The organism is Streptomyces sp. AC1-42W (assembly GCF_003248355.1).
In the GTDB taxonomy this organism is placed as follows: Bacteria; Actinomycetota; Actinomycetes; order Streptomycetales; family Streptomycetaceae; genus Streptomyces.
In genome coordinates this window covers 2,054,578-2,077,761 of sequence record NZ_QKWY01000002.1, presented here as the reverse complement: position 1 = coordinate 2,077,761, position 23,184 = coordinate 2,054,578, and the positions used below count along the sequence as shown (strand labels likewise).

General features: G+C 72.7%; 19 protein-coding genes. 2 read left to right on the top strand and 17 right to left on the bottom strand.

The features are described from left to right. Positions 1-12: 12 nt before the first annotated feature. The 4 genes from DNK56_RS27415 to nsdA all read right to left on the bottom strand — a co-directional run bounded on the left by DNK56_RS27415 (position 13) and on the right by nsdA (position 5,915). Positions 13-2,475: a [protein-PII] uridylyltransferase gene (locus DNK56_RS27415; RefSeq protein WP_111338464.1), complete on the bottom strand. Its 2,463-nt coding sequence runs from the start codon at positions 2,473-2,475 to the stop codon at positions 13-15. Positions 2,476-2,501: 26 nt separating this feature from the next. Then, positions 2,502-2,840 (bottom strand): P-II family nitrogen regulator, encoded by a 339-nt coding sequence (locus tag DNK56_RS27410; RefSeq protein ID WP_111338463.1) that lies wholly within the window; start codon positions 2,838-2,840, stop codon positions 2,502-2,504. Beyond that, entirely contained in the window at positions 2,837-4,189 is a 1,353-nt protein-coding gene (locus DNK56_RS27405) for an ammonium transporter (RefSeq protein ID WP_111338462.1), read from the bottom strand. The genes DNK56_RS27410 and DNK56_RS27405 overlap by 4 nt, the downstream gene beginning before the upstream one ends. 253 nt (positions 4,190-4,442) lie before the next feature. Continuing rightward, positions 4,443-5,915 carry a transcriptional repressor NsdA gene (gene nsdA, locus DNK56_RS27400; protein ID WP_111338461.1) on the bottom strand — a complete coding sequence of 491 codons (1,473 nt, stop codon included), beginning with the start codon at positions 5,913-5,915 and terminating at the stop codon, positions 4,443-4,445. A gap of 361 nt (positions 5,916-6,276) precedes the next feature. Here nsdA and DNK56_RS27395 point away from each other — a divergent pair, with 361 nt between their 5' ends. Further along, positions 6,277-6,936: a bifunctional DNA primase/polymerase gene (locus DNK56_RS27395; protein ID WP_111338460.1), complete on the top strand. Its 660-nt coding sequence runs from the start codon at positions 6,277-6,279 to the stop codon at positions 6,934-6,936. Between the two features lie 115 nt (positions 6,937-7,051). On the opposite strand, the gene ftsY is transcribed toward DNK56_RS27395, so the two are convergent. The 5 genes from ftsY to DNK56_RS27365 form a co-directional block, all read right to left on the bottom strand. Continuing rightward, on the bottom strand, positions 7,052-8,251 hold the full coding sequence (gene ftsY, locus DNK56_RS27390; protein WP_111338459.1) for a signal recognition particle-docking protein FtsY: 1,200 nt from the start codon (positions 8,249-8,251) through the stop codon (positions 7,052-7,054). Between the two features lie 44 nt (positions 8,252-8,295). Further along, on the bottom strand, positions 8,296-9,720 hold the full coding sequence (locus DNK56_RS27385) for a sugar porter family MFS transporter (protein WP_241990507.1): 1,425 nt from the start codon (positions 9,718-9,720) through the stop codon (positions 8,296-8,298). Positions 9,721-9,822: 102 nt separating this feature from the next. Then, positions 9,823-13,395: a chromosome segregation protein SMC gene (smc, locus tag DNK56_RS27380; protein ID WP_111338457.1), complete on the bottom strand. Its 3,573-nt coding sequence runs from the start codon at positions 13,393-13,395 to the stop codon at positions 9,823-9,825. Between the two features lie 309 nt (positions 13,396-13,704). Next, positions 13,705-13,914: a hypothetical protein gene (locus tag DNK56_RS27375; protein ID WP_111338456.1), complete on the bottom strand. Its 210-nt coding sequence runs from the start codon at positions 13,912-13,914 to the stop codon at positions 13,705-13,707. A 437-nt stretch (positions 13,915-14,351) separates the two neighbouring features. Further along, positions 14,352-14,633 (bottom strand): acylphosphatase, encoded by a 282-nt coding sequence (locus tag DNK56_RS27365; protein WP_111338455.1) that lies wholly within the window; start codon positions 14,631-14,633, stop codon positions 14,352-14,354. 144 nt (positions 14,634-14,777) lie between these two features. Here DNK56_RS27365 and DNK56_RS27360 point away from each other — a divergent pair, with 144 nt between their 5' ends. Continuing rightward, positions 14,778-15,821 carry a CAP domain-containing protein gene (locus DNK56_RS27360; protein ID WP_111338454.1) on the top strand — a complete coding sequence of 348 codons (1,044 nt, stop codon included), beginning with the start codon at positions 14,778-14,780 and terminating at the stop codon, positions 15,819-15,821. A 1-nt stretch (position 15,822) separates the two neighbouring features. Here DNK56_RS27360 and mutM read toward each other — a convergent pair whose 3' ends face one another. The 8 genes from mutM to recG form a co-directional block, all read right to left on the bottom strand. Next, positions 15,823-16,677, bottom strand: a complete 855-nt coding sequence (gene mutM, locus DNK56_RS27355) for a bifunctional DNA-formamidopyrimidine glycosylase/DNA-(apurinic or apyrimidinic site) lyase (protein ID WP_111338453.1) — start codon at positions 16,675-16,677, stop codon at positions 15,823-15,825. Positions 16,678-16,790: 113 nt separating this feature from the next. Beyond that, the gene (rnc, locus tag DNK56_RS27350) at positions 16,791-17,615 is read right to left on the bottom strand and encodes a ribonuclease III (protein ID WP_111338452.1); all 825 of its coding nucleotides are present in this window, start codon (positions 17,613-17,615) and stop codon (positions 16,791-16,793) included. Positions 17,616-17,634: 19 nt separating this feature from the next. Further along, positions 17,635-17,808 carry a 50S ribosomal protein L32 gene (gene rpmF, locus DNK56_RS27345; protein ID WP_003965982.1) on the bottom strand — a complete coding sequence of 58 codons (174 nt, stop codon included), beginning with the start codon at positions 17,806-17,808 and terminating at the stop codon, positions 17,635-17,637. Between the two features lie 2 nt (positions 17,809-17,810). Beyond that, the gene (locus DNK56_RS27340; RefSeq protein WP_111339638.1) at positions 17,811-18,419 is read right to left on the bottom strand and encodes a YceD family protein; all 609 of its coding nucleotides are present in this window, start codon (positions 18,417-18,419) and stop codon (positions 17,811-17,813) included. 199 nt (positions 18,420-18,618) lie between these two features. Beyond that, a complete protein-coding gene (locus DNK56_RS27335; protein WP_111338451.1) occupies positions 18,619-19,659 on the bottom strand; it encodes an ATP synthase F0 subunit B in 1,041 nt (346 codons plus the stop codon). Positions 19,660-19,769: 110 nt separating this feature from the next. Further along, positions 19,770-20,249 (bottom strand): pantetheine-phosphate adenylyltransferase, encoded by a 480-nt coding sequence (coaD, locus tag DNK56_RS27330; RefSeq protein WP_199563692.1) that lies wholly within the window; start codon positions 20,247-20,249, stop codon positions 19,770-19,772. 26 nt (positions 20,250-20,275) lie between these two features. Continuing rightward, entirely contained in the window at positions 20,276-20,860 is a 585-nt protein-coding gene (rsmD, locus tag DNK56_RS27325) for a 16S rRNA (guanine(966)-N(2))-methyltransferase RsmD (RefSeq protein ID WP_111338449.1), read from the bottom strand. Between the two features lie 100 nt (positions 20,861-20,960). Then, positions 20,961-23,177 (bottom strand): ATP-dependent DNA helicase RecG, encoded by a 2,217-nt coding sequence (recG, locus tag DNK56_RS27320; protein ID WP_199563607.1) that lies wholly within the window; start codon positions 23,175-23,177, stop codon positions 20,961-20,963. Positions 23,178-23,184: the final 7 nt, after the last annotated feature.

Below are 23,184 nucleotides of genomic sequence, written 5' to 3'. Positions count from 1 at the left end.
GGGGTGCGTGGCTCAGCCGAGCGCCCGCTCGACCTCGCGGGCCAGCTCCGCCGCCTCGCGCGGGGCCAGCGGCTGACCGGCCGCGTCCGTGACGTAGACCGTGTCCACCGCGTTCGCGCCCAGCGTCGACACATGGGCGCTGCGCACCCGGACCGCGCTGCGTTCCAGGGCGTGGCCGATGCGGTGGAGCAGGCCGGGGGCGTCCTGGGCGCGCACCTCGATCACCGTGGCGAGGCGGGAGGCGGCCGGGGCGACCGTCACCCGGGGCGGCGGGGCCGTCGTGCCGCGCCGCCGGGGGCGGGCCGCCTCGCGCTCGGCGAGGCGGGCGGCGATGTCCAGGGTGCCGTCCAGGGCGCGTACGAGGTCGGCGCGGAGCCGGGCCGGGTCGGGCAGCGCGCCGTATGCGGCGGCCACCCGCCAGTTGAGCACCAGCACCTCGTCCGTGCCGGCGCCCGGCCCGGCCGGGGGCTCCGCTGCGCGCAGTTCGGCGGCGCGGACGGTGAGGCGGTGCAGGGCGAGGACCCCGGCGGCCGCGGGCAGCACGCCGGGCCGGTCGCGGAGCGCGATGAGGAGTTCGGCGCCGACCGGCTCGGGTGCGCCCTCCCCGTGCGGGGTCTCGGGCCGGGTGCGCAGGGCGAGTACGGGTCCTCCGGTGCGCCGGGCCTCGGCGGCGAGGCGTTCCTGTTCGGCGTCGGGGGCGGCGGGCCCGGGTTCCTCGGGGGCCCCGCCGGCCAGGAGCAGCGCGACCCGCCCGACGAGTTCGGCGACGAGCGATGCCCGCCAGGCGGACCAGGCGGCGGGTCCGGTGGCCAGCGCGTCGGCCTCGGTCAGGGCGTGCAGCAGCTCCAGGGCGGCCGGGGTGGCGACCGCGTCGGCGACGGCGCGCACGGTGGCCGGGTCGTCCAGGTCGCGCCGGGTGGCGGTCTCGACGAGCAGCAGGTGGTGGCGGACGAGGGTGGCGACGACGGCCACGTCGTGCGGGCCGAAGCCGATCCGGGCGGCCAGGTCGCGGGCGACGGCCTCGCCGGCGGCGGAGTGGTCGCCGGGCCGTCCCTTGCCGATGTCGTGGAGCAGGGCGGCGACGAGCAGGAGGTCGGGGCGGCCGACGCGGCGGGTGAGCGCGGAGGCGCGGACGGCGGTCTCCACGAGGTGGCGGTCGACGGTCCAGGTGTGGACGGGGTTGCGCTGGGGGCGGCAGTGGACCCGTTCCCAGCCGGGCAGCAGGCGGGTGATGAGCCCTTCGGCCTCCAGGGCCTCCCAGACGGGGACGGTGGCCGGTCCGGCGCCGAGCAGGGTGACGAGTTCCTCGCGGGCTTCGGCCGGCCAGGGCACCGGGAGCGGCCGGGCGGCGGTGGCGAGGCGGCGTACGGCGTGGCGGGAGAGCGGAAGTCCGGACTGGGCGGCAGCGGCGGCGGCGCGCAGCGGGAGCACCGGGTCGTGTTCGGGGCGGGCGGTGCGGGCGAGGACGGCCTCGCCCTCCGCCTCGACCACGCCATCGGCGAGCGGGGTCCGTTCGGGGGTGCGGCTCCGTCCGGCGCCGAGCAGGGCGCGCGGCCGGGGCCGGGCGGAGCGGGCGCGCAGTACCCGGTCGACCTCGCGCCAGGTGACGTCGGCGGCGTAGGAGACGGTGCGGGCGGCCTCGTAGACCCGGCGGAGCAGGGCGTCGGCGTCGGGGAGGCCGAGGTCCCGGGCGACCTGGTCCTGTTCCTGGAGGGCGAGCCGGTCGGTGGCGCGGCCGGTGGTGAGATGGAGGGCGTCGCGGGTGTCGAGCAGGGTGCGGCGGGCTTCGGCGAGTCCTTCGCGGGGGGCGTCGGCGAGCCAGGAGGCGGCGACGGCGCGCAGGGCGGTGGTGTCGCGGAGGCCGCCGCGGGCCTCCTTGAGGTCGGGTTCGAGGAGGAAGCGCAGTTCTCCGGCGCGGGCGGCGCGGTCGCGGCAGAGTTCGCGCAGGGCGGGCAGCCGGGCGGGGGCCCGGTCGCGCCAGTCGGCGAGGATCGCGGTGCGCAGGGCGGCGACGAGGTCGCGGTCGCCGGCGACCGGCCGGGCGTCGAGGAGTCCGAGCTGGACCTTGAGGTCGCCTGCGGCGGCCTTGCGGGCCTCGGCGGGGGTGCGGACGGAGTGGTCGAGGGCGAGGCCGAGGTCCCAGACGGGGTACCAGAGGCGGTCGGCGAGGGCGGCGACGGCCGCGGGGGCGGCGGTGGTGTCGTGCAGGAGGAGGAGGTCGAGGTCGCTGCGCGGGGAGAGTTCGGCCCGGCCGTAGCCGCCGACGGCGACGAGGGCGGCGCCCCGGACGCCGGTCTCGGTGCTCGCCGCCGTGAACAGGGTGGTGAGCCAGTCGTCGGTGAGGGCGGCGAGGGCGGCGCGGCGCGGCGCCCCGGCCCGCTCCTGCTCGTGGAGGAGGCGCAGCCGGGCCGCCGCGTAGCCGCCGGGTGCCGGGTCCTGGGATGCGGATGCGGTGGTGGTGTCGGTGTGCGTCACCCGGCTGCCCCTTCCGTGGTGTCCGGTCAGAGGGCGTCCGGGCCGCGTTCGCCCGTACGGACCCTGACGGCGGTCTCGACGGGGACGCTCCAGACCTTGCCGTCGCCGATCTTGCCGGTGCGGGCGGCCTGGACGACGACGTCGATGAGCTGTTCGGCGTCCTCGTCCTCGACCAGGACCTCGACGCGGATCTTGGGGACGAGGTCGACGGTGTACTCGGCGCCCCGGTAGACCTCGGTGTGGCCGCGCTGGCGGCCGTAGCCGCTGGCCTCGGTGACGGTGAGGCCCTGGACGCCGAAGGCCTGGAGGGCCTCCTTGATCTCGTCGAGGCGGTGGGGCTTCACGACTGCGGTGATGAGCTTCATGCGTCCACCTTCTTGCTGGCCGGGGCGGCGGGTGCGGCCGGGGTGCGGCCGCCGGTCCGGGGGGCGGCTCCGCCGCCCGCGCCGCTGAAGTCGTACGCGGTCTCGGCGTGTTCGACCTGGTCGATGCCGGAGACCTCGTCGTCCTCGGCGACCCGCATCCCGATGGTCCTGTCGACGGCGAGGGCGAGGAGGGCGGAGACGACGAGGGAGTACGCGAGGACCGCGAGGACGCCGACGGCCTGCTTGCCGAGCTGGTCGAACCCGCCGCCGTAGAGGAGGCCCTTGGCGTCGGACTGGACGCCGCCGGTGGCGAAGAGGCCGACGAGCAGGGAGCCGATGACGCCGCCGACGAGGTGGACGCCGACGACGTCGAGGGAGTCGTCGTAGCCGAACCGGTACTTGAGGCCGACGGCCATGGCGCAGAGCACTCCGGCGATGGCACCGACCGCGATGGCGCCGAGCGGGCTGACGGCACCGCCCGCCGGGGTGATGGCGACGAGTCCGGCGACGGCTCCGGAGGCGGCGCCCAGGGTGGTGAAGGAGCCGTGGCGGAGCTTCTCGTAGCCGAGCCAGGCGAGCATCGCGGCGCCGGTGGCGACCTGGGTGTTGACGAACATGACCGCGCCGACGCCGTCGTCGTTGCCGAGCCAGGAGCCGGCGTTGAAGCCGAACCAGCCGAACCAGAGCAGTCCGGCGCCGAGCATGACCAGCGGCAGGCTGTGCGGGCGCATCGGGTCCTTCCTGAAGCCGACGCGCTTGCCGATGACCAGGATCACGCCGAGTCCGGCGGCTCCGGCGTTGATGTGGACGGCGGTGCCGCCGGCGAAGTCGATGACGCCCAGCTCGTACAGCCAGCCGCCGGCGCCCCAGACCCAGTGGGCGACCGGGAAGTAGACGACGGTGACCCACAGCGTGATGAACAGGGCCCAGGAGGTGAACTTGACCCGGTCGGCGAGGGCGCCGCTGATCAGGGCGGGGGTGAGGACGGCGAACATCAGCTGGAACACGGCGAAGACGTAGACCGGGATGGTGTAGCCGTCCCAGAGTTCGGTGACGCCGATCCCGCTGAGGCCGACGAAGTCCGGGCTCCAGCCGATGACGGAGCCGGTGTCGGTGCCGAAGGCGAGGCTGAACCCGTAGAGCACCCACAGGACCGTGACGATCCCGAGGCCGATGAAGCTCATCATCAGCATGTTGAGGGTGCTCTTGACGCGGACCATGCCTCCGTAGAAGAAGGCGAGGGCCGGGGTCATGAGCATCACCAGGGCGGAGCAGATGAGCATGAAGCCCGTGTTGGCGGCGGACAGCGTCGGGGCGTCTGCGGCAAGTGTCGTGATGCCTGGGGGCATCGGCGTCTCCTCGTCGTCGGTGCGGTGCGGCTGGGTGACGAGAGTCGCGCGGTGCCGTTTCGGCCGGTGCGCCGTGATGTTTCGCCGCAGTGACGAAGGGGAGCGACGTGTTACGTCCCCATGAAGCGCGGGTGGCGCGTCCACGGGGACCGGCCACGGCGATCACCCGGTGACCTGGCAATGGGGGGAGCCGAAGTCGGTCTGTGCTGGGTGATCGTCGTGGCCGGGGTATACGGGGCCCGTGGTGGCCGGGTCAAACGGCTTCCACGGTTTCGGGCAGTTGCTCGATGAGGAGTTCGGTGAGGCGGGCGACCTCGGGGACGTCCCCGTAGTCGCGGGCGGCGGTGTCCACGGTCTTGCGCAGCCGGGTGTTGACGCGCTCGGAGCGGACCTTCTTGGCGACGCGCAGCGCCTGCTCGGCCGGGACCGTGCACTCCTCGGGCTCGCCCTTGAGCAGATGCACGGTGGCGAGGCCGATGAGGTTGAGGGCGTAGGAGCGCTGGTGCTCGTCGTCCTCGCCGAAGAGCTGGACGGCCCGCCGCATGACGGGTTCGGCGAGCGAGGCGTACGTGGGGCTGCGGCCCGCCACGTAGGCGAGGTCCCGGTACGAGTGGCTGTTCTCGCCGTTCAGCTCCGCCTCGGAGAAGAAGCGGATCCAGTCGGGCTCGGGCTCGCCGTCCACCCCGGCGTCCAGGAAGGTGTCCTCGGCCATCCGGACCGCCCGCTTGCACTTGCTGGGCTGGCCCATGTTGGCGTAGGCGCGGGCCTCCATCGCGTACAGCATGGCCTGGGTGCGCGCGGTCGCGCAGTCGCGGCTGCCGTACTGGGCGAGGTGGATCAGCTCCAGGGCGTCGTCCGGGCGGCCGAGGTGGATCATCTGGCGGCTCATGCTGGACAGGATGTACGAGCCGAGCGGCTTGTCGCCGGCCTCCTTGGCGGCGTGCAGCGCGAGCACGAAGTACTTCTGGGCGGTGGGCTGGAGGCCCACGTCGTAGCTCATCCAGCCCGCCAGTTCGGCCAGTTCGGCGGCGCAGCGGAAGAGGCGCTTGGAGGTGGCGGCCGGCTGCGGCTCCTGGAGCAGGTCGGTGACCTCGTGGAGCTGGCCGACGACGGCCTTGCGGCGCAGTCCGCCGCCACACTGCGCGTCCCACTGGCGGAACATCGCGGTGGTGGATTCCAGCAGGTCCAGTTCGGGGCCGGAGAGCCTGGAGGGGCGGCGGGACGCGGCGGGTTCCGGTTCGGCGGCGGGGGCGGCCACGACGGGCACCAGCCAGCGCTGCATGGGCTCGACGAGGGCGGGTCCGGCGGCGAGGGCGAGGGAGCTGCCGAGGAAGCCGCGCCGGGCGAGCATCAGATCGCTGCGGGAGAACTCGCTGAGCAGGGCGACGGTCTGCGGGCCCGCCCAGGGCAGGTCCACCCCGGCCACGGAGGGTGCCTGGTGCGGGGTGCGCAGGCCGAGGTCCTCGACGGCGACGACGCTGCCGAAGCGCTCGGAGAACAGCTCGGACAGGATGCGCGGGATGGGCTCGCGCGGCTGCTCGCCGTCGAGCCAGCGCCGTACGCGGGAGGTGTCGGTGCTGACGTGGTGGGCGCCCATCTGGCGCGCCCGCCGGTTCACCTGTCGCGCCAGCTCGCCCTTCGACCAGCCGCTGCGCACGAACCACGAGCCCAATTGCTCGTTCGGGCGCTTGCCGGCATTCGTCTCGCCTGCGCCGCTGCCACTCACTGGAACGCCCCCATCCCGCCGAAATCCTGTCGCGCGAAGCACTGCCAGAATGCCGCGAACTCATGTTTCCCGTACGGGCGTTGCGCCCGATCGAACAGAAAATCGGGATGCCTGCGGCATACCCGTGGGCGCACATACTTCCATGGTTCGTGTACCGACGGTAATCCTACGATCACCGGCTCCGCGAGGCCCTTTGCGCAATCGCCACCATTCGCCACCCCTTCGATTGAACGCCACCGGCGCGGGTCGCGATTCACTGGACCGGGCGATCGGTACGGGCGCGAGGAAGCGCCCGGGGGCGCGCGGGCGGTTGCACGCTCCGCTTCGTAACCACCGGCGAGCCGGACCCGTTGGAGGGGGCATGGGCTTCACGATCGGCATCCGCGAACTGCGTACCGGTGCGCGGCGGCGCGCCCGTGCCACCACCGGGATCACGGAGGTGGCGGAGTACACCGGGCTGTGGGGCTGGGCCGTCGTGCCGGGCGCCCGCGTCTCGGGCGGCGTCTGCTCCTGCGGGGACGGCGACTGCCCCGCCCCGGGCGCGCATCCGCTGGGCTTCGCGCGGGAGGTGCCGGCCGGGGCCACGCTCGACGCGGTGGCGCGCGCCTGGGCCGAGGTGCCGGGCGCCGCGGTGCTGCTCCCCGCGGGCCGCTCGTTCGACGTGCTGGACGTGGCGGAGGCGGCCGGGCGCCGGGCCCTGGTGCGGATGGAGCGGATGGGGCTGCCGCTGGGCCCGGTCGCGGTGACCCCGCGGGGCCGGGCGCAGTTCTTCGTCGCGCCGGGCGCCGCCGACGAGCTGCCGGGGCTGCTGTACCGGATGGGCTGGGACGACGCGGGGCTGGATCTGCGGGCGCTCGGGCGCGGCAGCCACATCACCGCGCCGCCCTCCGACTGCGGCGGGCACGGCCCGGTGCGCTGGCTGCGCCCGCCCGGTCTGGACGGGGCGGCTCCGCCCGAGGCGCGGCTGCTCCTCGGCACCCTGGCGTATCTGTGCCACCGCTGGGCGGCACCGCTCGGCTGAGCCGCGTACCGGCCCCCGTTCCGGCGCGCCGGAGGCAGTCCCGTACCGGGTTTCGGAACGGCCGTGGGCCCGGCCATACGCGGCCGGGCCCACGGGTGGCTGTGCCGGAAAGGGGTCAGTCCCCGATCAGGGCGTCCACGAACGCCTCCGGCTCGAACGGGGCGAGGTCGTCCGGACCCTCGCCGAGTCCGACGAGCTTGACCGGGACGCCCAGTTCGCGCTGGACGGCGATCACGATGCCGCCCTTGGCGGTGCCGTCGAGCTTGGTCAGGACGATGCCGGTGATGTCCACGACCTCGGCGAAGACCCGCGCCTGCACCAGGCCGTTCTGGCCGGTCGTGGCGTCCAGGACGAGCAGGACCTCGTCGAGCGGGCCGTGCTTCTCGACGACCCGCTTGACCTTGCCCAGCTCGTCCATCAGGCCGGTCTTGGTGTGCAGCCGGCCGGCGGTGTCGATGAGCACCACGTCGGCGCCCTCGGCGATGCCCTCCTTGACGGCGTCGAAGGCGATGGACGCCGGGTCGCCGCCCTCGGGGCCACGTACGGTGCGGGCGCCGACGCGCTCGCCCCAGGTCTGGAGCTGGTCGGCGGCGGCGGCGCGGAAGGTGTCGGCCGCGCCGAGCACGACGCTGCGGCCGTCCGCGACGAGCACGCGGGCCAGCTTGCCGGTGGTGGTGGTCTTGCCGGTGCCGTTGACCCCGACGACCATCACGACGCCGGGGGTCTCCAGCCCGCCCTCCGTCTGCACGGCGCGGTCGAGGTCGGTGCCGAGCTGGGCGAGCAGCTCCTCGCGCAGCAGGGCGCGCAGCTCCTCGGGGGTGCGGGTGCCGAGCACCCGGACGCGCTCGCGGAGTCGCTCGACCAGCTCCTGGGTGGGGGCGACGCCGACGTCGGCGGTCAGGAGGGTGTCCTCGATCTCCTCCCAGGTGTCCTCGTCCAGGTTGTCCCGCGACAGGAGCGTGAGGAGCCCCTTGCCGAGGGAGTTCTGCGAGCGGGCGAGGCGGGCCCGGAGCCGGACGAGCCGGCCCGCGGTGGGCTCGGGGACGTCGAGCGCGGGGGCGGCGGGCGCCTCCGGCTCCACGGGCTGCGGCGCGGCCTCGGCGGGCGGGGCCGCGACGTCCTCGGCGGTGCGGCGCGATTCCTCGCGCGGCTCTTCGGTCTCCTCACCGGCACGGGGCTCGGCGGGAGGTGTGAGGGTCGGCGTGCTCGACGGCGTCGGGGGCAGCTGCTTCTTCTTGCGGCTGCTGACCACGAGCCCGCTGATCACGCCGACCGCGACCAGGGCGATGACTACAGCAAGGATGACGAATTCCATAACCCACTCAGTATCGGTCACCCGCTCCGGCAAGCGGGGAACGGTCAGCCCATCTCCTCCAGCGCCTTGCCCTTCGTCTCCTTCACGAACTTCAGGACGAACGGGATCGAGAGCGTGGCGAAGCAGGCGTAGATGATGTACGTGCCCGACAGGTTCCAGTCGGCGAGGCTCGGGAAGCTCGCGGTGATCGCCCAGTTGGCGATCCACTGTGCGGAGGCGGCGACGCCGAGCGCGGCGGCCCGGATGCGGTTGGGGAACATCTCGCCGAGGAAGACCCAGACCACGACACCCCACGACAGGGCGAAGAAGAGCACGAACACATGGGCGGCGACCAGCGCGACCGCGCCCTGTGCGGTCGGCAGCTTGCCGTCCACCAGATCGGCGGAGAAGGCCCACGCCTCGAAGGCCAGCGCGACCGCCATGCCGCAGGAGCCGACGAGGGCGAGCGGGCGGCGGCCGACCCGGTCCACCAGGACCATCGCGATGACCGTACCGATGATGTTGATGATCGACGTGGTGAAGGAGTAGAAGAACGAGTCGGTCGGGTCGATGCCCACGGACTGCCAGAGCGTCGCCGAATAGTAGAACGCCACGTTGATGCCGACGAGCTGCTGGAACACCGAGAGGCCGATGCCGACCCAGACGATGGGCAGGAAGCCGAGACGGCTGCCGAGCAGGTCCTTGAAGGTGGACCTGTGCTCGCGGCGCATCGCGGTCTCGATCTCCGCCACCCGCGCGTCGAGGTCGACGCCCGTGCCCTCGACCTCTTCGAGGATCTTCCGGGCCCGGTCCCGCTTGCCCACCGAGAGCAGGAAGCGCGGGGACTCCGGGATCGCGAAGGAGAGCAGCCCGTAGAGGGCGGCGGGCACCACCATCACGCCGAGCATCCACTGCCAGGCCTCCAGCCCGCCGATCTTCCCGCGCTGGTCGCCGTCCGCGATCTGCAGGATGCCGTAGTTGACGAGCTGGGAGATGGCGATGCCGATGACGATCGCGGCCTGCTGGAAGGAGCCGAGCCGGCCCCGGTAGGCGGGCGGCGAGACCTCGGCGATGTAGGCCGGGCCGATCACCGAGGCCATACCGATCGCGAAGCCGCCGATGATGCGCCACATCGCCAGGTCCCAGAGCGCGAACGGGAGCGCGGAGCCCACGGCGCTGATGGTGAACAGGACGGCGGCGATCTGCATGCAGCGGATGCGCCCGATGCGGTCGGCGATCCGGCCGGCCGTGGCGGCCCCGATCGCGCAGCCGATCAGGGCGATGGCGATCACCTGGGCGAGGGTGCCGGAGCCGATGTCGTAGCGGTGCCGGATCGCCTCGACGGCGCCGTTGATCACGGAGCTGTCGTAGCCGAACAGAAAGCCGCCCATGGCGGCGGCCGCGGTGATGAAGATGACATGACCGAGGTGGTCCGGATGGGCCGTACGGGCCCCGGAACCCGGTTCAGGTCCTTGCGGTGCACTCCTCACGTAGGACCTCCCTGGGGCCGGGCGCCGCGGCATCGGACATGGGTGAACTGCTCTCAAGTGGCGCACATCTTCGGCCCCGCCACCACTCGGCTACCCCGGCCCTCAGCGAAGACGCTGGCTGATCACCTTCGAGACGCCGTCCCCCTGCATCGACACCCCGTACAGCGCGTCGGCGACCTCCATCGTCCGCTTCTGATGGGTGATCACGATGAGCTGCGAGCTCTCCTGGAGCTCCTCCATGATCCGGATCAGCCGCTGGAGGTTGGTGTCGTCGAGCGCCGCCTCGACCTCGTCCATCACATAGAACGGGCTCGGCCTCGCCTTGAAGATGGAGACCAGCAGCGCCACCGCCGTCAGCGACCGCTCGCCGCCGGACAGCAGGGAGAGCCGCTTGACCTTCTTGCCCGGCGGCCGGGCCTCCACGTCCACACCGGTGGTGAGCATGTGGTCGGGGTCGGTCAGGATCAGCCGCCCCTCACCACCGGGGAACAGCCGTGAGAAGACGCCCTCGAACTCACGTGCCGTGTCCCGGTACGCCTCGGTGAAGACCTGCTCGACCCGCTCGTCCACCTCCTTGACGACCTGGAGGAGATCGGCGCGCGTCTTCTTCAGGTCCTCCAGCTGCTCGGAGAGGAACTGGTGCCGCTCCTCCAGGGCCGCGAACTCCTCCAGGGCGAGGGGATTCACCTTCCCGAGTTGCTGATACGCCCGTTCGGCCGACCTGAGCCGCTTCTCCTGCTCGGCCCGCACGAACGGCCGCGGCCGGTTGCGCGGATGCTCCGGGTCCTCGGGCAGTTCCTCGCCCTCGGCGGGCGGGGACGGCGGCACCGGCTGATCCGGTCCGTACTCGGCGACCAGCCCGGCCGGTTCGACGCCCAGCTCCTCCAGCGCCTTCGCCTCCAGCTGCTCCATCCGCAACCGCTTCTCGGCGCCGAGGACCTCGCCCCGGTGCACCGAGTCCGTCAGCTTGTCCAGCTCCGCCTTGAGGTCCCGGCCCCGCAGCCGTTCGGCCGCCAACTCCCGCTCCCGCTCGCCCTTCGACGCCTCGGCCGCCGCCCGCTCCCGCTCCGCCCGTACGACGGACACCTCGACATGGGCCAGCAGCTGCCGGGCGCCCGACGCCACCGCCGCGGCCACCTCCGCCTCGTGCCGCAGCCGGGCGCGGCGCCGCTCGGCCCGTGCCCGCGCCTCGCGCTCGGCGCGCGCGGCCCGGTCCAGCGAGTCGGCACGCCCGGCGAGCGCCTTGACGCGCTCCTCATGGGTACGGACCTGGAGGCGGGCCTCCATCTCGGTCTGGCGGGCGTTGGCCCCGTCGGCCGCGAGCCGGTCGCGCACGGCGGTGTCCGGTTCGTCGTCGGCGCCGTCCCCGGCCGCCTCCTCGGCCACGAGCAGCCGTTCGGCCAGCTCCTCGGCCTCCTCGGTGGCGCGCTCCAGGGCCTCCTGGGCGCGGGCGGCCGACGCGTCCATGCGTTCGGCCTCACCGGCGGCGCCCCGGGCCTGACCGGCCAGCCGTCCGAGCTGCTGGGCCACCCCGGACCGCTCCCGCTCGGCGGCCCGCCTGCGCTCCCCCAACTCCTCGACGAGCGCCGCCGCCGCGGTCCGCCGGCCGGCCGCGATCCGCTGCGCCTCGGCCAGTTCGGCGCACCGCACGGCCAGGCCGGACAGTTCGGCGGCCGCCTCGTCCACGGACGCCTGGACCTCCAGCAGGCTGGGCGCTCCGGCGGACCCGCCGTGCGCGAAGTGGGCGGAGAGCAGGTCGCCCTCGGCGGTGACCGCGGTCAGTCCGGGGTGGGCGGCGATCAGGTCCTCGGCGTCCTCCAGGGTGGGCACGACCACCATGTCCCGGACGAGGCGGTGGACGGCGGCCAGCAGTTCGGCGGGGCCGCCGACCAGTTCGGCGACGGCGGGGGTGCCGGCCGGGACCACGGGCCGGGGTGCGCCGTCCTCGGCCCGGCGCACCCCGCCGAGGAGCAGGGAGGCGCGGCCGGCGTCCTGTTTGCGCAGCAGCCGGATCGCTTCGGCCGCCGTGGCCGGGTCGGTCACCGCGACCGCGTCCGCCGCGGCGCCCAGTGCCGCCGCCACCGCGACCTCGTGGCCCGGGGCCACCGTCAGCAGTTCGGCGGCCGGGCCCAGCAGTCCCCTGAGCCGGTCGCGGGCCCCGAGCAGCGCCCCCGTGCCGTCCTTGCGCCGCAGTCCGAGGGCGAGCGCGTCGTGCCGGGCTGCGACGGCGGCGCGCTGCCGTTCGGCGGCGGTGGCCTCCTCGCGGGCGCGGGAGAGCGCCGCCTCGGCCTCCTTCAGCTCGCGCCGGGCCGCCTCGTGCCGTTCGCCGAGTTCCGTGTCGCCGGCGTCCATGCCGTCGACCTCGGCCTTCAGCTGCTCGTACTCCTCCTGGGCGGCGACGGCCCGCTCCCGCGCCTCGTCGCGCGAGGCGGACAGGCGGTCGATCTCCGCCTGGGCCGAACCGGCGCGGCTGCGGGCGGCGTTGACCTGGCCGTTGAGCCGGGCGAGGCCCTCGCGGCGGTCGGCGAGCGCGCGGGCGGCGTCCTTGAGCCGGCGCTCCTCGGCCGCCAGCGCGTTCTCCAGCTCCTGGCGGTGGGCGGCGGTGTCGTCCAGGGCGTGTTCGGCGGCCTCCAGGGCGGCGGTCAGCTCGGCCTCCTGCTCGCGGATGCGGGCGGCCTCGCGTTCCAGGTCCTCGGGGTCGCGGCCGCGGCGCTCCTCCTCGGGCGGGGTGGTGGCGCTCTTGACCCGGGCGTCGGCCAGCGAGATCGTGCCGCGCACGCGTTCGGCCAGCTGCGAGAGCTCGTACCAGGTCTGCTGGGCGCGCTGGAGCCGGGGGGCGAGCCGGCGCACCTGGTCCTCCAGTCCGGCCTCGTGGGCGAGGGCGGCTGCGAGTTCCGCCTCGGCGGCCTCCCGGCGCCGCTTGAGCGCGGCCTCGTCGGCGATCTCGCTCCGCAGGGCGGTGCGCAGGGCGACCAGGTCGTCGGCGAGGAGGCGCAGCCGGGCGTCGCGCAGGTCGGCCTGGATGACGGCGGCCCGGCGGGCCACGGCGGCCTGCCGGCCGAGCGGTTTGAGCCGGCGGCGCAGTTCGTCGGTGAGGTCCTGGACCCTGGCGAGGTTGGCGCCCATCGCGTCCAGCTTCCGCAGCGCCTTCTCCTTGCGCTTGCGGTGCTTGAGGACGCCGGCCGCCTCCTCGATGAAGGCGCGGCGCCCCATCGGGTCGGCGTGCAGGACGGAGTCGAGCTGGCCCTGTCCGACGATGACGTGCATCTCGCGGCCGATGCCGGAGTCGGAAAGGAGTTCCTGGATGTCGAGGAGACGGCAGGTGTCGCCGTTGATCTGGTATTCGCTGCCGCCGTTGCGGAACATGATCCGCGTAAGGGTGACTTCGGCGTACTCGATGGGCAGGGCGCCGTCGGAATTGTCGATCGTCAGCGAGACCTCGGCGCGGCCCAGCGGCGGCCGGCCAGTGGTCCCGGCGAAGATCACGTCCTCCATCTTGCCGCCGCGCAGGGATTTCGCGCCCTGTTCCCCCATGACCCAGGAGAGCGCGTCCACCACATTGGATTTACCCGACCCGTTGGGCCCGACGACGCAGGTGATTCCGGGTTCGAAACGCAGGGTCGTGGCGGAGGCGAACGACTTGAAACCGCGCAGGGTCAGGGCCTTGAGGTGCACGCCGCCGGACTCTACCTTTCGCTCTCGGTTTCACCGATGAAGGTGCAGGGCACATCAGACGGTAAGGGAAGGGGTGTAAGTCCGGGCGGGAGCTGCGCGGGGCGGTACGAGGGGCGGGGAGAAAAGAAGGAAGGGACGCCGAAGCGTCCCCTGTGATTCCATGGGCCAGTGGTGGCCAGTGGTCGCCGCACACATGCCCGTTCGCGCGGCATGCGTCTTTCGTACGGCGTGCGTTACTGGATCGACGGTGCGTTACGGGATCGACGGGCCCGGCCGGACTCGGCGGGCCCGGTCACTCGGCGAGCCCGGTCAGGTGAGCGCCGGCTCCGCCTGGGGTACGTCGATGTCGATGCTGTCGAGCAGCGACTGGTGCTGGGCGGCGGCGTTGAGCGCGTCGTTCTCCTGCTGAATCCGGACGAGCTCGGATTCGAGGTCCTGGACGCGTTGCTGAAGCCGTCGCATCTCGGCGAGGAGTCGCGGGTCGGAACCGCCGACGTAACCGAGAAGCGCCTTTGCCATGATGGATGGTCCTCCACAATGAGTGACCGACCGATGCGGTGTGGGTCGTGAGGGATCGCACCCGCGGTGCTCGGCAGTGCTCTGTGTCACTGCTGTTCTGCTGCCTACCAGCTCTGCCGAACAGCTAAGGTGCGCGGGGTTTTCAGAGTCTCACCAAAAAGTTTGACGGTCAACACGATCACACCCTGCGGAGCCGGGCGCCCCTGGGGCACACGGCTCGACGATCATGTGGTGCGACTCCCCCACGGAGCCCTCGCGGGCGGGGAGATCATCCGTTGGGCGGCAGCCTGACACGCCGGTCGAATCTTGGCAACCATCCGAACATTCCGCAGGTCATTTCGGGTGCGGGCGCGGCGGGGGTCCGTGCCGTCACCCCGCGCCGCGCATCGAACACGGGCCGAACACGGACCCTTTCCGCAGCCGGATTCCGGGGGCTCTCAGCGGATCGCGAATCCGTCGTATCCCCCGCGCGGCGTGTCCCATATCTCAGTGACACCGTCCACGCGGCCGGGTGTGTCGTCGGAGCGCAGCCAGTCCAGGAGACGGTGGCAATTCTCACGCCGGCCCTCCGCCACGACCTGTACCCGGCCGTCGTCGAGATTGAGGGCGAAACCGGTGAGGCCGCCGATCTCCAAAGCGTTTGCCCTGGTGAACCAGCGGAACCCTACTTGCTGTACTCGGCCGCGTACCCAAGCGGTGAGTCGTACGTCTTCGTTCATGCCCGAACGCTATCCGTCGAATTGCTCGCGGAGCACTTCCCGGCGAATCCCCATGGCGTACAGTCCCCTCGCACAAGCCTCACTCGTACGGGTGAGCGTGGTGGCGTCGAAAACGACGCCCAGGTCGTCAGAAGGGCACAGCAGATGGGACGCCATCGACGCGGCGGCGCAGCTCCCGCCGCTGGGGAACAGGCCGAGGGGACCGCGGGCCGGAACGCGGCGGCGGGTCGCAGGAAGCGGTCGGCGCTCCCCGTGCGCACCGGGCTGATAGGTGTCTCGACGGCCCTGGCCGTCGGAGCGGTCGCCGTGGCCTCGGGTCTGCTGCCCGGCGGCGACGGCCACACCGTGAGCGGTGGTCCGACCGCCGACCAGGTGCGCTCGCAGGCCGCGCCGGATCTGCTCTCCCAGGGCGGCGCCACCGCATCGCCCACCGATCGCTCTTCCGCTTCGGCGCCGGCGAGCCGCAGCACCGACCGTGCCTCCGCGCCCAAGAAGTCGGGTTCTGCCTCGTCGGACTCGTCGAAGCCGGCCTCGCCCAGCTCCTCCCGCCCGGCCTCCGCTTCGCATTCCGCTTCGGCCGGGCCCTCGAAGACCGCGGCCGGAAAGAAGGCCGCCTCCGGGAAGAAGACCACCAGCGGGAAGAAGACCACCGGCGGGAAGACGGCCGCGCCCCGGAAGAAGGAGTCGGCCCGGCCCTCCTCCTCCAGCGCCGCGAGGGCCCCGGCCACCGCGCCCACCCGGAGCACGGCGCCCGCCGCCCCGAAGTCCTCGGCCCCGGCCCCGTCGAAGAGCAGCACGCCGACCGCCACCGCCGCCTCCGCCCAGGCGGCCATCCTGGCCCTCGTCAACGAGGAGCGCGGCAAGGTCGGATGCAGCCCGGTGACGGCGAGCTCGTCCCTGGCCTCGCTGGCCCAGCGCTTCAGCGACGACATGGCCGCGCGCGGCTTCTTCGGCCACACCGACCCGGACGGCAGGACCCCCTGGGACCGGGCGGCGGCGGCCGGCATATCGGGGCTCGGCGGCGAGAACATCGCCCGCGGCCAGACCGACGCGCAGGCCGTGATGGATGCCTGGATGAACAGCGACGGTCACCGGGCAAACATTCTCAACTGCGATTACAAGACGCTCGGCGTCGGCGTCCACTTCGGCGCCGGCGGCCCCTGGTGGACCCAGGACTTCGGCTTCTGAGTCATGTCCGCGGCGGGCGCTGGCAGCGGGGGCAGTAGTAGCTGGACCGGTTCATCCAGGGGCGCCGTGCCATCGCCGTGCCGCAGCGGTGGCAGGGCTCGCCCTCGCGGCCGTAGGCGTCGAGCGACCGGTCGAAGTAGCCCGACTCGCCGTTGACGTTCACATAGAGGCTGTCGAAGCTGGTGCCGCCCTGGGCCAGGGCCGCGTTCATCACGTCGCGGACATGGCCCAGCAACTCGGCGGACCTGGGGCGGGTGAGGGTCGCGGTCGCCCGGTCGTAGTGCAGCCGGGACCGCCACAGCGCCTCGTCCGCGTAGATGTTGCCGACGCCACTGATCAGCGACTGGTCGAGCAGGGCGCGCTTGATCGTGGTGCGGCGCAGTCGCAGCGCGGTGTGGAAGGCGGCGTCGTCGAAAGCCGGGTCCAGCGGGTCGCGGGCGATGTGCGCGATGACGTCGGGCAGCCCGTCCGGGGTGTTCTCGTGGAGCGAGAGCCCGCCGAAGGTGCGCTGGTCCACGAAGCGCAGCTCGGTGCCGACGGCGTCGGCGAACCTGATCCTGATCCGCAGATGCTTCTCGTCGGACGCCCCCTCGGGCTGCACGAGGAGCTGGCCGCTCATGCCGAGGTGGCCCAGGAGCGAGCCGGCCGCCCCGTCCAGCGGCACCCACAGATACTTGCCGCGCCGCATCGCCGTGCCGAACCGGGCCCCGGTGAGCCGGGCCGCGAAGTCCACGCCGCCCGCGAGATGGCGGCGGACCGCACGCGGATGCAGCACCTCGACCTCACCGGCGGTCCGCCCGGCGACCCAGCGCTCCAGACCTCGGCGGACAACTTCGACCTCGGGCAGTTCGGGCACGGGCAGGCTCCTGGAACGAAGGGCGTACAGGGAAAAAAGGGGTAAGAGGGAAGGACGTACGGGAAAAGGGAGAACCCCCCGGCGCGCGGTGGCGCCGGGGGGTTCTCCGCAGGTCAGGCCGGAGCGACGTCCGTGGACTGCGCGGGGTCGGCAGGGGTGTCGGCGGCCCCTCCGTCGGCAACGGCATTCGCCGCGGCCTCCCGTGCTTCCGCGGCGGCGCTGATCTCGCGCCAGGCGGACTCGGCCGCCTGCTGCTCCGCTTCCTTCTTGCTACGGCCGGTGCCGGTGCCGTACGAGACACCACCGACGCGGGCGGCAGCAGTGAAGGTCTTCTCGTGGTCCGGGCCGGTTTCCGTGACGAGGTACTCGGGGACTCCGAGGCTCTCGCTCGCGGTCAGCTCCTGGAGGCTGGTCTTCCAGTCCAGGCCGGCACCGAGGTTCGAGGACCTGTCGATCAGCGGGTCGAAGAGCCGGTGCACCAGCTCCGACGCCGCGTCCAGGCCCTGATCGAGATAGACCGCGCCGATCACCGCTTCCAGGGTGTCGGCGAGGATGGACGCCTTGTCCCGGCCGCCCGTGCCCTCTTCACCGCGGCCGAGCCGGATGAAGGAGCCGAGTTCGAGGCCGCGGCCCACTTCCGCCAGTGCGCGCGAGTTGACCACCGCGGCCCGAAGCTTGGCCAGCTGGCCTTCGGGCAGATCGGGGTGGGTGCGGTACAGCGTGTCCGTGACCACCAGGCCGAGCACGGAGTCCCCGAGGAACTCCAGCCGCTCGTTGGTGGGCAGACCGCCGTTCTCGTACGCGTACGAACGGTGGGTCAGCGCACGCACCAGAAGGGCGGACTCGAGTTGGTACCCGAGCCGCCCTTCCAGAAGCGTGTGGGACGAGGCTGTGTTGACGTTGTCTGCCTGCTTCTTGGCGTGGGACAACTCAGACATCGGGCCTCTCACCAGCCGCTCAGACCTCGAGGACCTGGCGCTTGTTGTACGTGCCGCAGCTGGGGCACGCGATGTGCTGCAGCTTCGGCTCCTGGCAGCGCTCGCACGAAACCAGGGTGGGGACCGCAGCCTTCCACTGCGACCGGCGGTGGCGCGTGTTGCTGCGCGACATCTTCCGCTTCGGAACAGCCACGGCTACTTCTCCTGCTTCTTGTCGACGCCGGGTGCGGCGCCGCCCATGTTGTCCTTCTCGCCGTCCTGAATGGTCTCGGCGAGTCCTTGCAGTGCCGCCCAACGAGCGTCGACGGCATCGTGATGGTGGCCGGGATTCTCGTCCAGCCTGACCCCGCACTCGGAGCACAGACCGGCACAGGATTCCTTGCACACCGGCTGCATCGGCAGTGCGAGCACCACCGCATCACGCAGCACCGGTTCGAGGTCGAACAGGCCGTCCTCGAGGAAAAGCCTGTCCTCGTCGTCCTCGGCGTCGTCGGCCGGGTCCGCGGGCTTGCCGTGGTTCCGGTCGTCGGCGTCAGGGTACGAGAACATCTCCTGGAAGTCCGCCTCGACCTCGCGGTTCAGCGGCTCCAGACACCTTACGCACTCCCCCTCGACCGTCGCACGGGCGGTCCCGGTGACGAGCACGCCCTCCATGACGGATTCGAGGCGGAGGTCCAGCTCCACCGGGGCGCCTTCCGGCACTCCGATGACGCCGCCGATGCCGAGATCGGCGGGGGCGTCCGCGGTGCGGGTCAGCCGCCTCATGGCACCCGGACGCCGGCCCAGCTCGTGTGTGTCGAACACGAGGGGGTTTCGGTGGTCGAGGTGGCCGTTCAGGGCTTCTCCTGCTTTCGGATCGAACGCGTCACGCGTGGTGGGAGGACCGACCGGTTCGGAGTCGAAGCGGGCAGCCGGGATCGCGGACATACGCGCGACCGAAGAGCCAGGATACTGGACACACCGCCCAGCTCCCAATCCGGGCCCGAACGGTCCCCGTGAGGGGTCAGCGGCCCTGTTCGTAGCGGCGGAGCTGGTCCAGGTCGATCATGCTGGTGTCGAAGAGGCTGGTCTCGTCCAGGGCGGCCTCGCCGTGCTGCGGGGCGGGCTGCTGGGGCTGGACCGGCTGCTGCCAGGCGTCGTAGCCCTGCTGCTGGTACGCGGCGTACGGGTCGGGCTGCCGCTGATAGCCGTAGACGTCCTGCTGGGGCTGGGGCTGGTCCTGGTAGCCGTAGCCCTGGGCGTACTGCGACTCCGGCTGCGCGCCGTACTGCGGCTCGGGCTGGTGCGGGATCGGGAGCGGCTGCGGGGCGGCGACCTCGGCCAGTCCGGCCCAGTGGTCCTCGTCGCTGGTGTGGCCCTGGTCACCGGCCGCGTCCTGGGCGGCGATGTGCGCGCCCAGCTCGTCGGTGGCGACCCGGCCGTGCAGCTTCTGCCGGCCCCGGCCGACCGCCTCCAGCGTCTTGGCGAGCACCGCCTCGAAGGCGCCCAGCTTGGTGTCCACGTACGCGTCGGCGCGGCTGCGCAGGGTGTCCGGGTCGGTGCTGCGCTCGGGGGCCTCGGCGAAGTCGGGGTCCTCGTAGCCCTGCTCGTCGTAGCCCCGGCCCCGCCCGAGCAGCTTCTCGCGGCCCCGGTCGACGGAGCCGATGGTCTTGGTGAGGACGACCTCGAAGTTGGCGAGCTTGCTGTCGACGTACTCGTCGGCCTCGGCCCGGACCTCGTCGGCCTCCTTGCGGGCCTCGGCGAGGATGCGGTCGGCCTCGGCCTGGGAGTGCCGGGCGACCTCGGTCCCGGCGATCAGGGCGGTGCGCTCGGCGCGGGCGTTCTCGATGATGCGGCCGGCCTCCTGGCGGGCCTGCTCCACGAGCTGCTCGTGGCCGCCGATGACCTCCGCGGCCTGGGCGAGCGAGCCGGGCAGGGCGTCGCGCACCTCTTCGAGCATCGCGAGCAGTTCGGCGCGGTTGACCACGCAGGACGCCGACATGGGCATGGACCGGGCGTTCCCGACCGTCGCGACGATCTCGTCGAGCTTCTTCTGCACGTCCACCGTGTGCTCGCCACTCTCTACTGCCGGTTGGAGACGGACGGGACGACTGTACGGCCAGTCGGCTCCCGCCCGACACCCGCGGCCGGTACGGCTGACGTGCCGTCAGCGGTTCAGCGTCCCGCGAGCCGTTCGGTGAGGGCCTCCCCGACGACCGGCGGCAGCAGGTGGGAGACGTCGCCGCCCCAGGCCGCGACCTCCTTGACCAGCGAGGACGACAGGAAGCTGTAGGTGGGGTTGGTCGGCACGAAGAGCGTTTCGACGCCGGTGAGCCCGTTGTTCATCTGGGCCATCTGGAGTTCGTAGTCGAAGTCGCTGACGGCCCGCAGGCCCTTCACGATCGCCGGGATGTCGTGCTGCTTGCAGAAGTCGACGAGGAGGCCGTGGAAGGACTCGACCCGGACGTTGTCGAACTCGGCGGTGACCTGGCGGATGAGGTCGATCCGCTCGTCGACCGTGAAGAGGCCCTTCTTGGACTGGTTGATCATCACCGCGATGTGTACGACGTCGTACAGCTTCGAGGCGCGGCCGATGATGTCGAGATGTCCGTTGGTGATGGGGTCGAAGGACCCGGGGCATACGGCGCGGCGCAACTTGATTTCCTCGCTCTCCGGTCCGGTCATCGTGCGTCTTCGCACGTAGCGGCGGCGCGACCGTACCAAAGGGTTCCCTCGCCGTAGCGGCGGGCCCGCAACGGCTCGAAACCCTTGGGCCAGCTGAATTCTCCGCCCCTGGTGCTGCGTTCCACGGTGACGAGCGCGTCGTCCGCGAGCCACCCCTGGGCACGGAGTGTGAGCAGTATCTCGCCAAGATCGTCGTCGGTGACGGCGTACGGCGGGTCGAGGAAGACGACATCGTACGGGGCGGCCGGCGCCGGGCCCGTCACGATCTGTTCGGCTTTGCCGCCGCGGACCTCGGCGCCGGGCAGGCCGAGGGTGCGGGCGTTGTCCCGGACGGTGCGCAGGGCCTTGGCGTCGGCCTCCACGAGCAGGGCGTGGGCGGCGCCCCGGGAGAGCGCTTCGAGGCCGACGGCGCCGGAGCCGGCGTAGAGGTCGGCGATCCGGATGCCGTCCAGGGTGCCGAGGAGCGCCTGCCAGGTGGAGAACAGGCCCTCGCGCGCGCGGTCGGATGTGGGCCGGGTGCCGGTGCCGGGCGGGACGGCCAGGCGGCGTCCGCCGGCCACGCCTGCGATCACGCGGGTCATGGGTGACTGGTCCTCGGGTCGGGTCGGGGCTGCGCGCGGGGTGCCGCGGGCGCCGTGGCTCCCACGATATGGCGTGTGCGGGGCCCGGGCGCCCTGGGGCTCACCCCTTGTCGAGGTACTCCTCGCGCTCCTTGTCCAGCAGGGCGTCCAGGGCGGTGCGCAGTTCGGGCAGGCGGTCCAGGTCCGGGTCGGCGGAGACGACGGCGACGGCCTCCTGGCGGGCGGCGGCGATGACCTCCTCGTCGTCGATGACGCTGAGGACCCGCAGCGAGGAGCGGACGCCGGACTGGGCCTGGCCGAGCACATCGCCCTCGCGGCGCTGTTCGAGGTCGATCCGGGACAGCTCGAAGCCGTCCAGGGTGGCGGCGACGGCGGAGAGGCGGGCGCGGGCGGGGCTCGCCTCGTGGGCCTCGGTGACCAGCAGGCAGAGGCCGGGGGCGGAGCCGCGGCCGACCCGGCCGCGCAGCTGGTGCAGCTGGGAGACGCCGAAGCGGTCGGCGTCCATGATGACCATCGCGGTGGCGTTGGGGACGTTGACGCCGACCTCGATGACGGTGGTGGCGACCAGGACGTCCACGTCACCGGCGGCGAAGCGGCGCATCACGTCGTCCTTGTCGTCGGGCTGCATCCTGCCGTGCAGCACCTCGACGCGCAGGCCGTTCAGGGGGCCCTTCGCGAGCTGTTCGGCGATCTCCAGGACGGCGAGCGGGGGGCGCTTGTCCGCCGCGGCCTCCTCCTCGGCGGCCTTCTTGCCCTTCCCCTTCTTCCCGGCCGGGTCGTCCTCGTCGTCGCCGATGCGGGGGCAGACGACGTACGCCTGGTGGCCGCCCTCGACCTCCTCGCGGACGCGTTCCCAGGCGCGGCTGAGGAAGTGCGGTTTGTCCTTGGCGGGGACGACATGGCTGGCGATGGGCGAGCGGCCGGCCGGGAGCTGGTCGAGTACGGAGGTCTCCAGGTCACCGAAGACGGTCATGGCGACGGTGCGCGGGATGGGGGTGGCGGTCATGACGAGCAGGTGGGGCGGCTGCTTCCCCTTGGAGCGGAGGGCGTCGCGCTGTTCGACGCCGAAGCGGTGCTGCTCGTCCACGACGACCAGGCCCAGGTCGTGGAACTTGACCTTGTCCTCGATGAGGGCGTGGGTGCCGATGACGAGCCCCGCCTCGCCGGTGACCAGGTCGAGGAGGGCCTGCCGGCGGGCGGCGGTGCCCATGGAGCCGGTGAGCAGGACGACCTTGGTGCCCTGCTCGGAGCCGCCCAGCATGCCGCCCTCCGCCAGCTCGCCCATCATCTCGGTGATGGACCGGTGGTGCTGCTGGGCGAGGACCTCGGTGGGCGCGAGCATGGCGGCCTGGCCGCCGGAGTCGACGACGGCGAGCATGGCGCGCAGGGCGACCATGGTCTTTCCGGAGCCGACTTCGCCCTGGAGGAGGCGGTGCATCGGGTGTTCGGTGGCGAGGCCGTCGAAGATCTCCTTCGAGACCTTGTTCTGGCCGTCGGTGAGGGTGAACGGGAGCTTCGCGTCGAACGCGTCGAGGAGGCCGCCGGGGGTGGGTCTGCGGGCGACGGCGGGGAGCTGGGTGTCGGCGAACCGGCGGCGGGCCAGGGCGACCTGGAGGACGAATGCCTCGTCCCACTTGAGCCGGTCGCGGGCGGCGGCCACGTCGGCCTTGGTGGCCGGCCGGTGGATCTTGAGCAGGGCCTCGGGCAGCGGGAGGAAGCCGCGGCCCTCGCGCAGGGTGGCGGGCAGCGGGTCGACGGCCTCGGCCGCGCTGGGCAGCACGGCGTCCACCGCCTTGGCGATCCGCCAGGAGTCGAGCTGCTTGCAGGCGGGGTAGATGGGCAGCAGCCTGCCCGCGAAGGCGTCGACGGCCTCGCTCGCCTCGTCCGTGTCGGCGGCGTCGAGCAGCTGGTAGGTGGGGTGGGCGAGCTGCATCCTGCGGTTGAAGACGGAGACCTTGCCGGCGAACATGGCGCGCCGGCCGGGCAGCAGCTCCTTGTGGGGTTTGTGGACGCCGTGGCCGAAGAAGACGAGCTGGAGCCGGCCGTGGCCGTCGGTGAGCGTGACTTCCAGGCGTCTGCCGCGGCCGCCGTTGAACGTGAGGACGCGGGCGTCGGCGACCTGGGCGACGACGGTGACGTGCTCGTCGAGCGGGAGGTCGGTCAGCGCCGTGAGCCGGCCGCGCTCCTCGTACCGGCGCGGGTAGTGGTGCAGCAGGTCCCCGACCGTGTGCAGGTCGAGGTGCTCGCCCATCACCTTCGCGGTGGGACCGCCGAGGAGCTTCTTGAGGGGTTCGTCGAACGCAGACACGCGTTCCATTGCACAC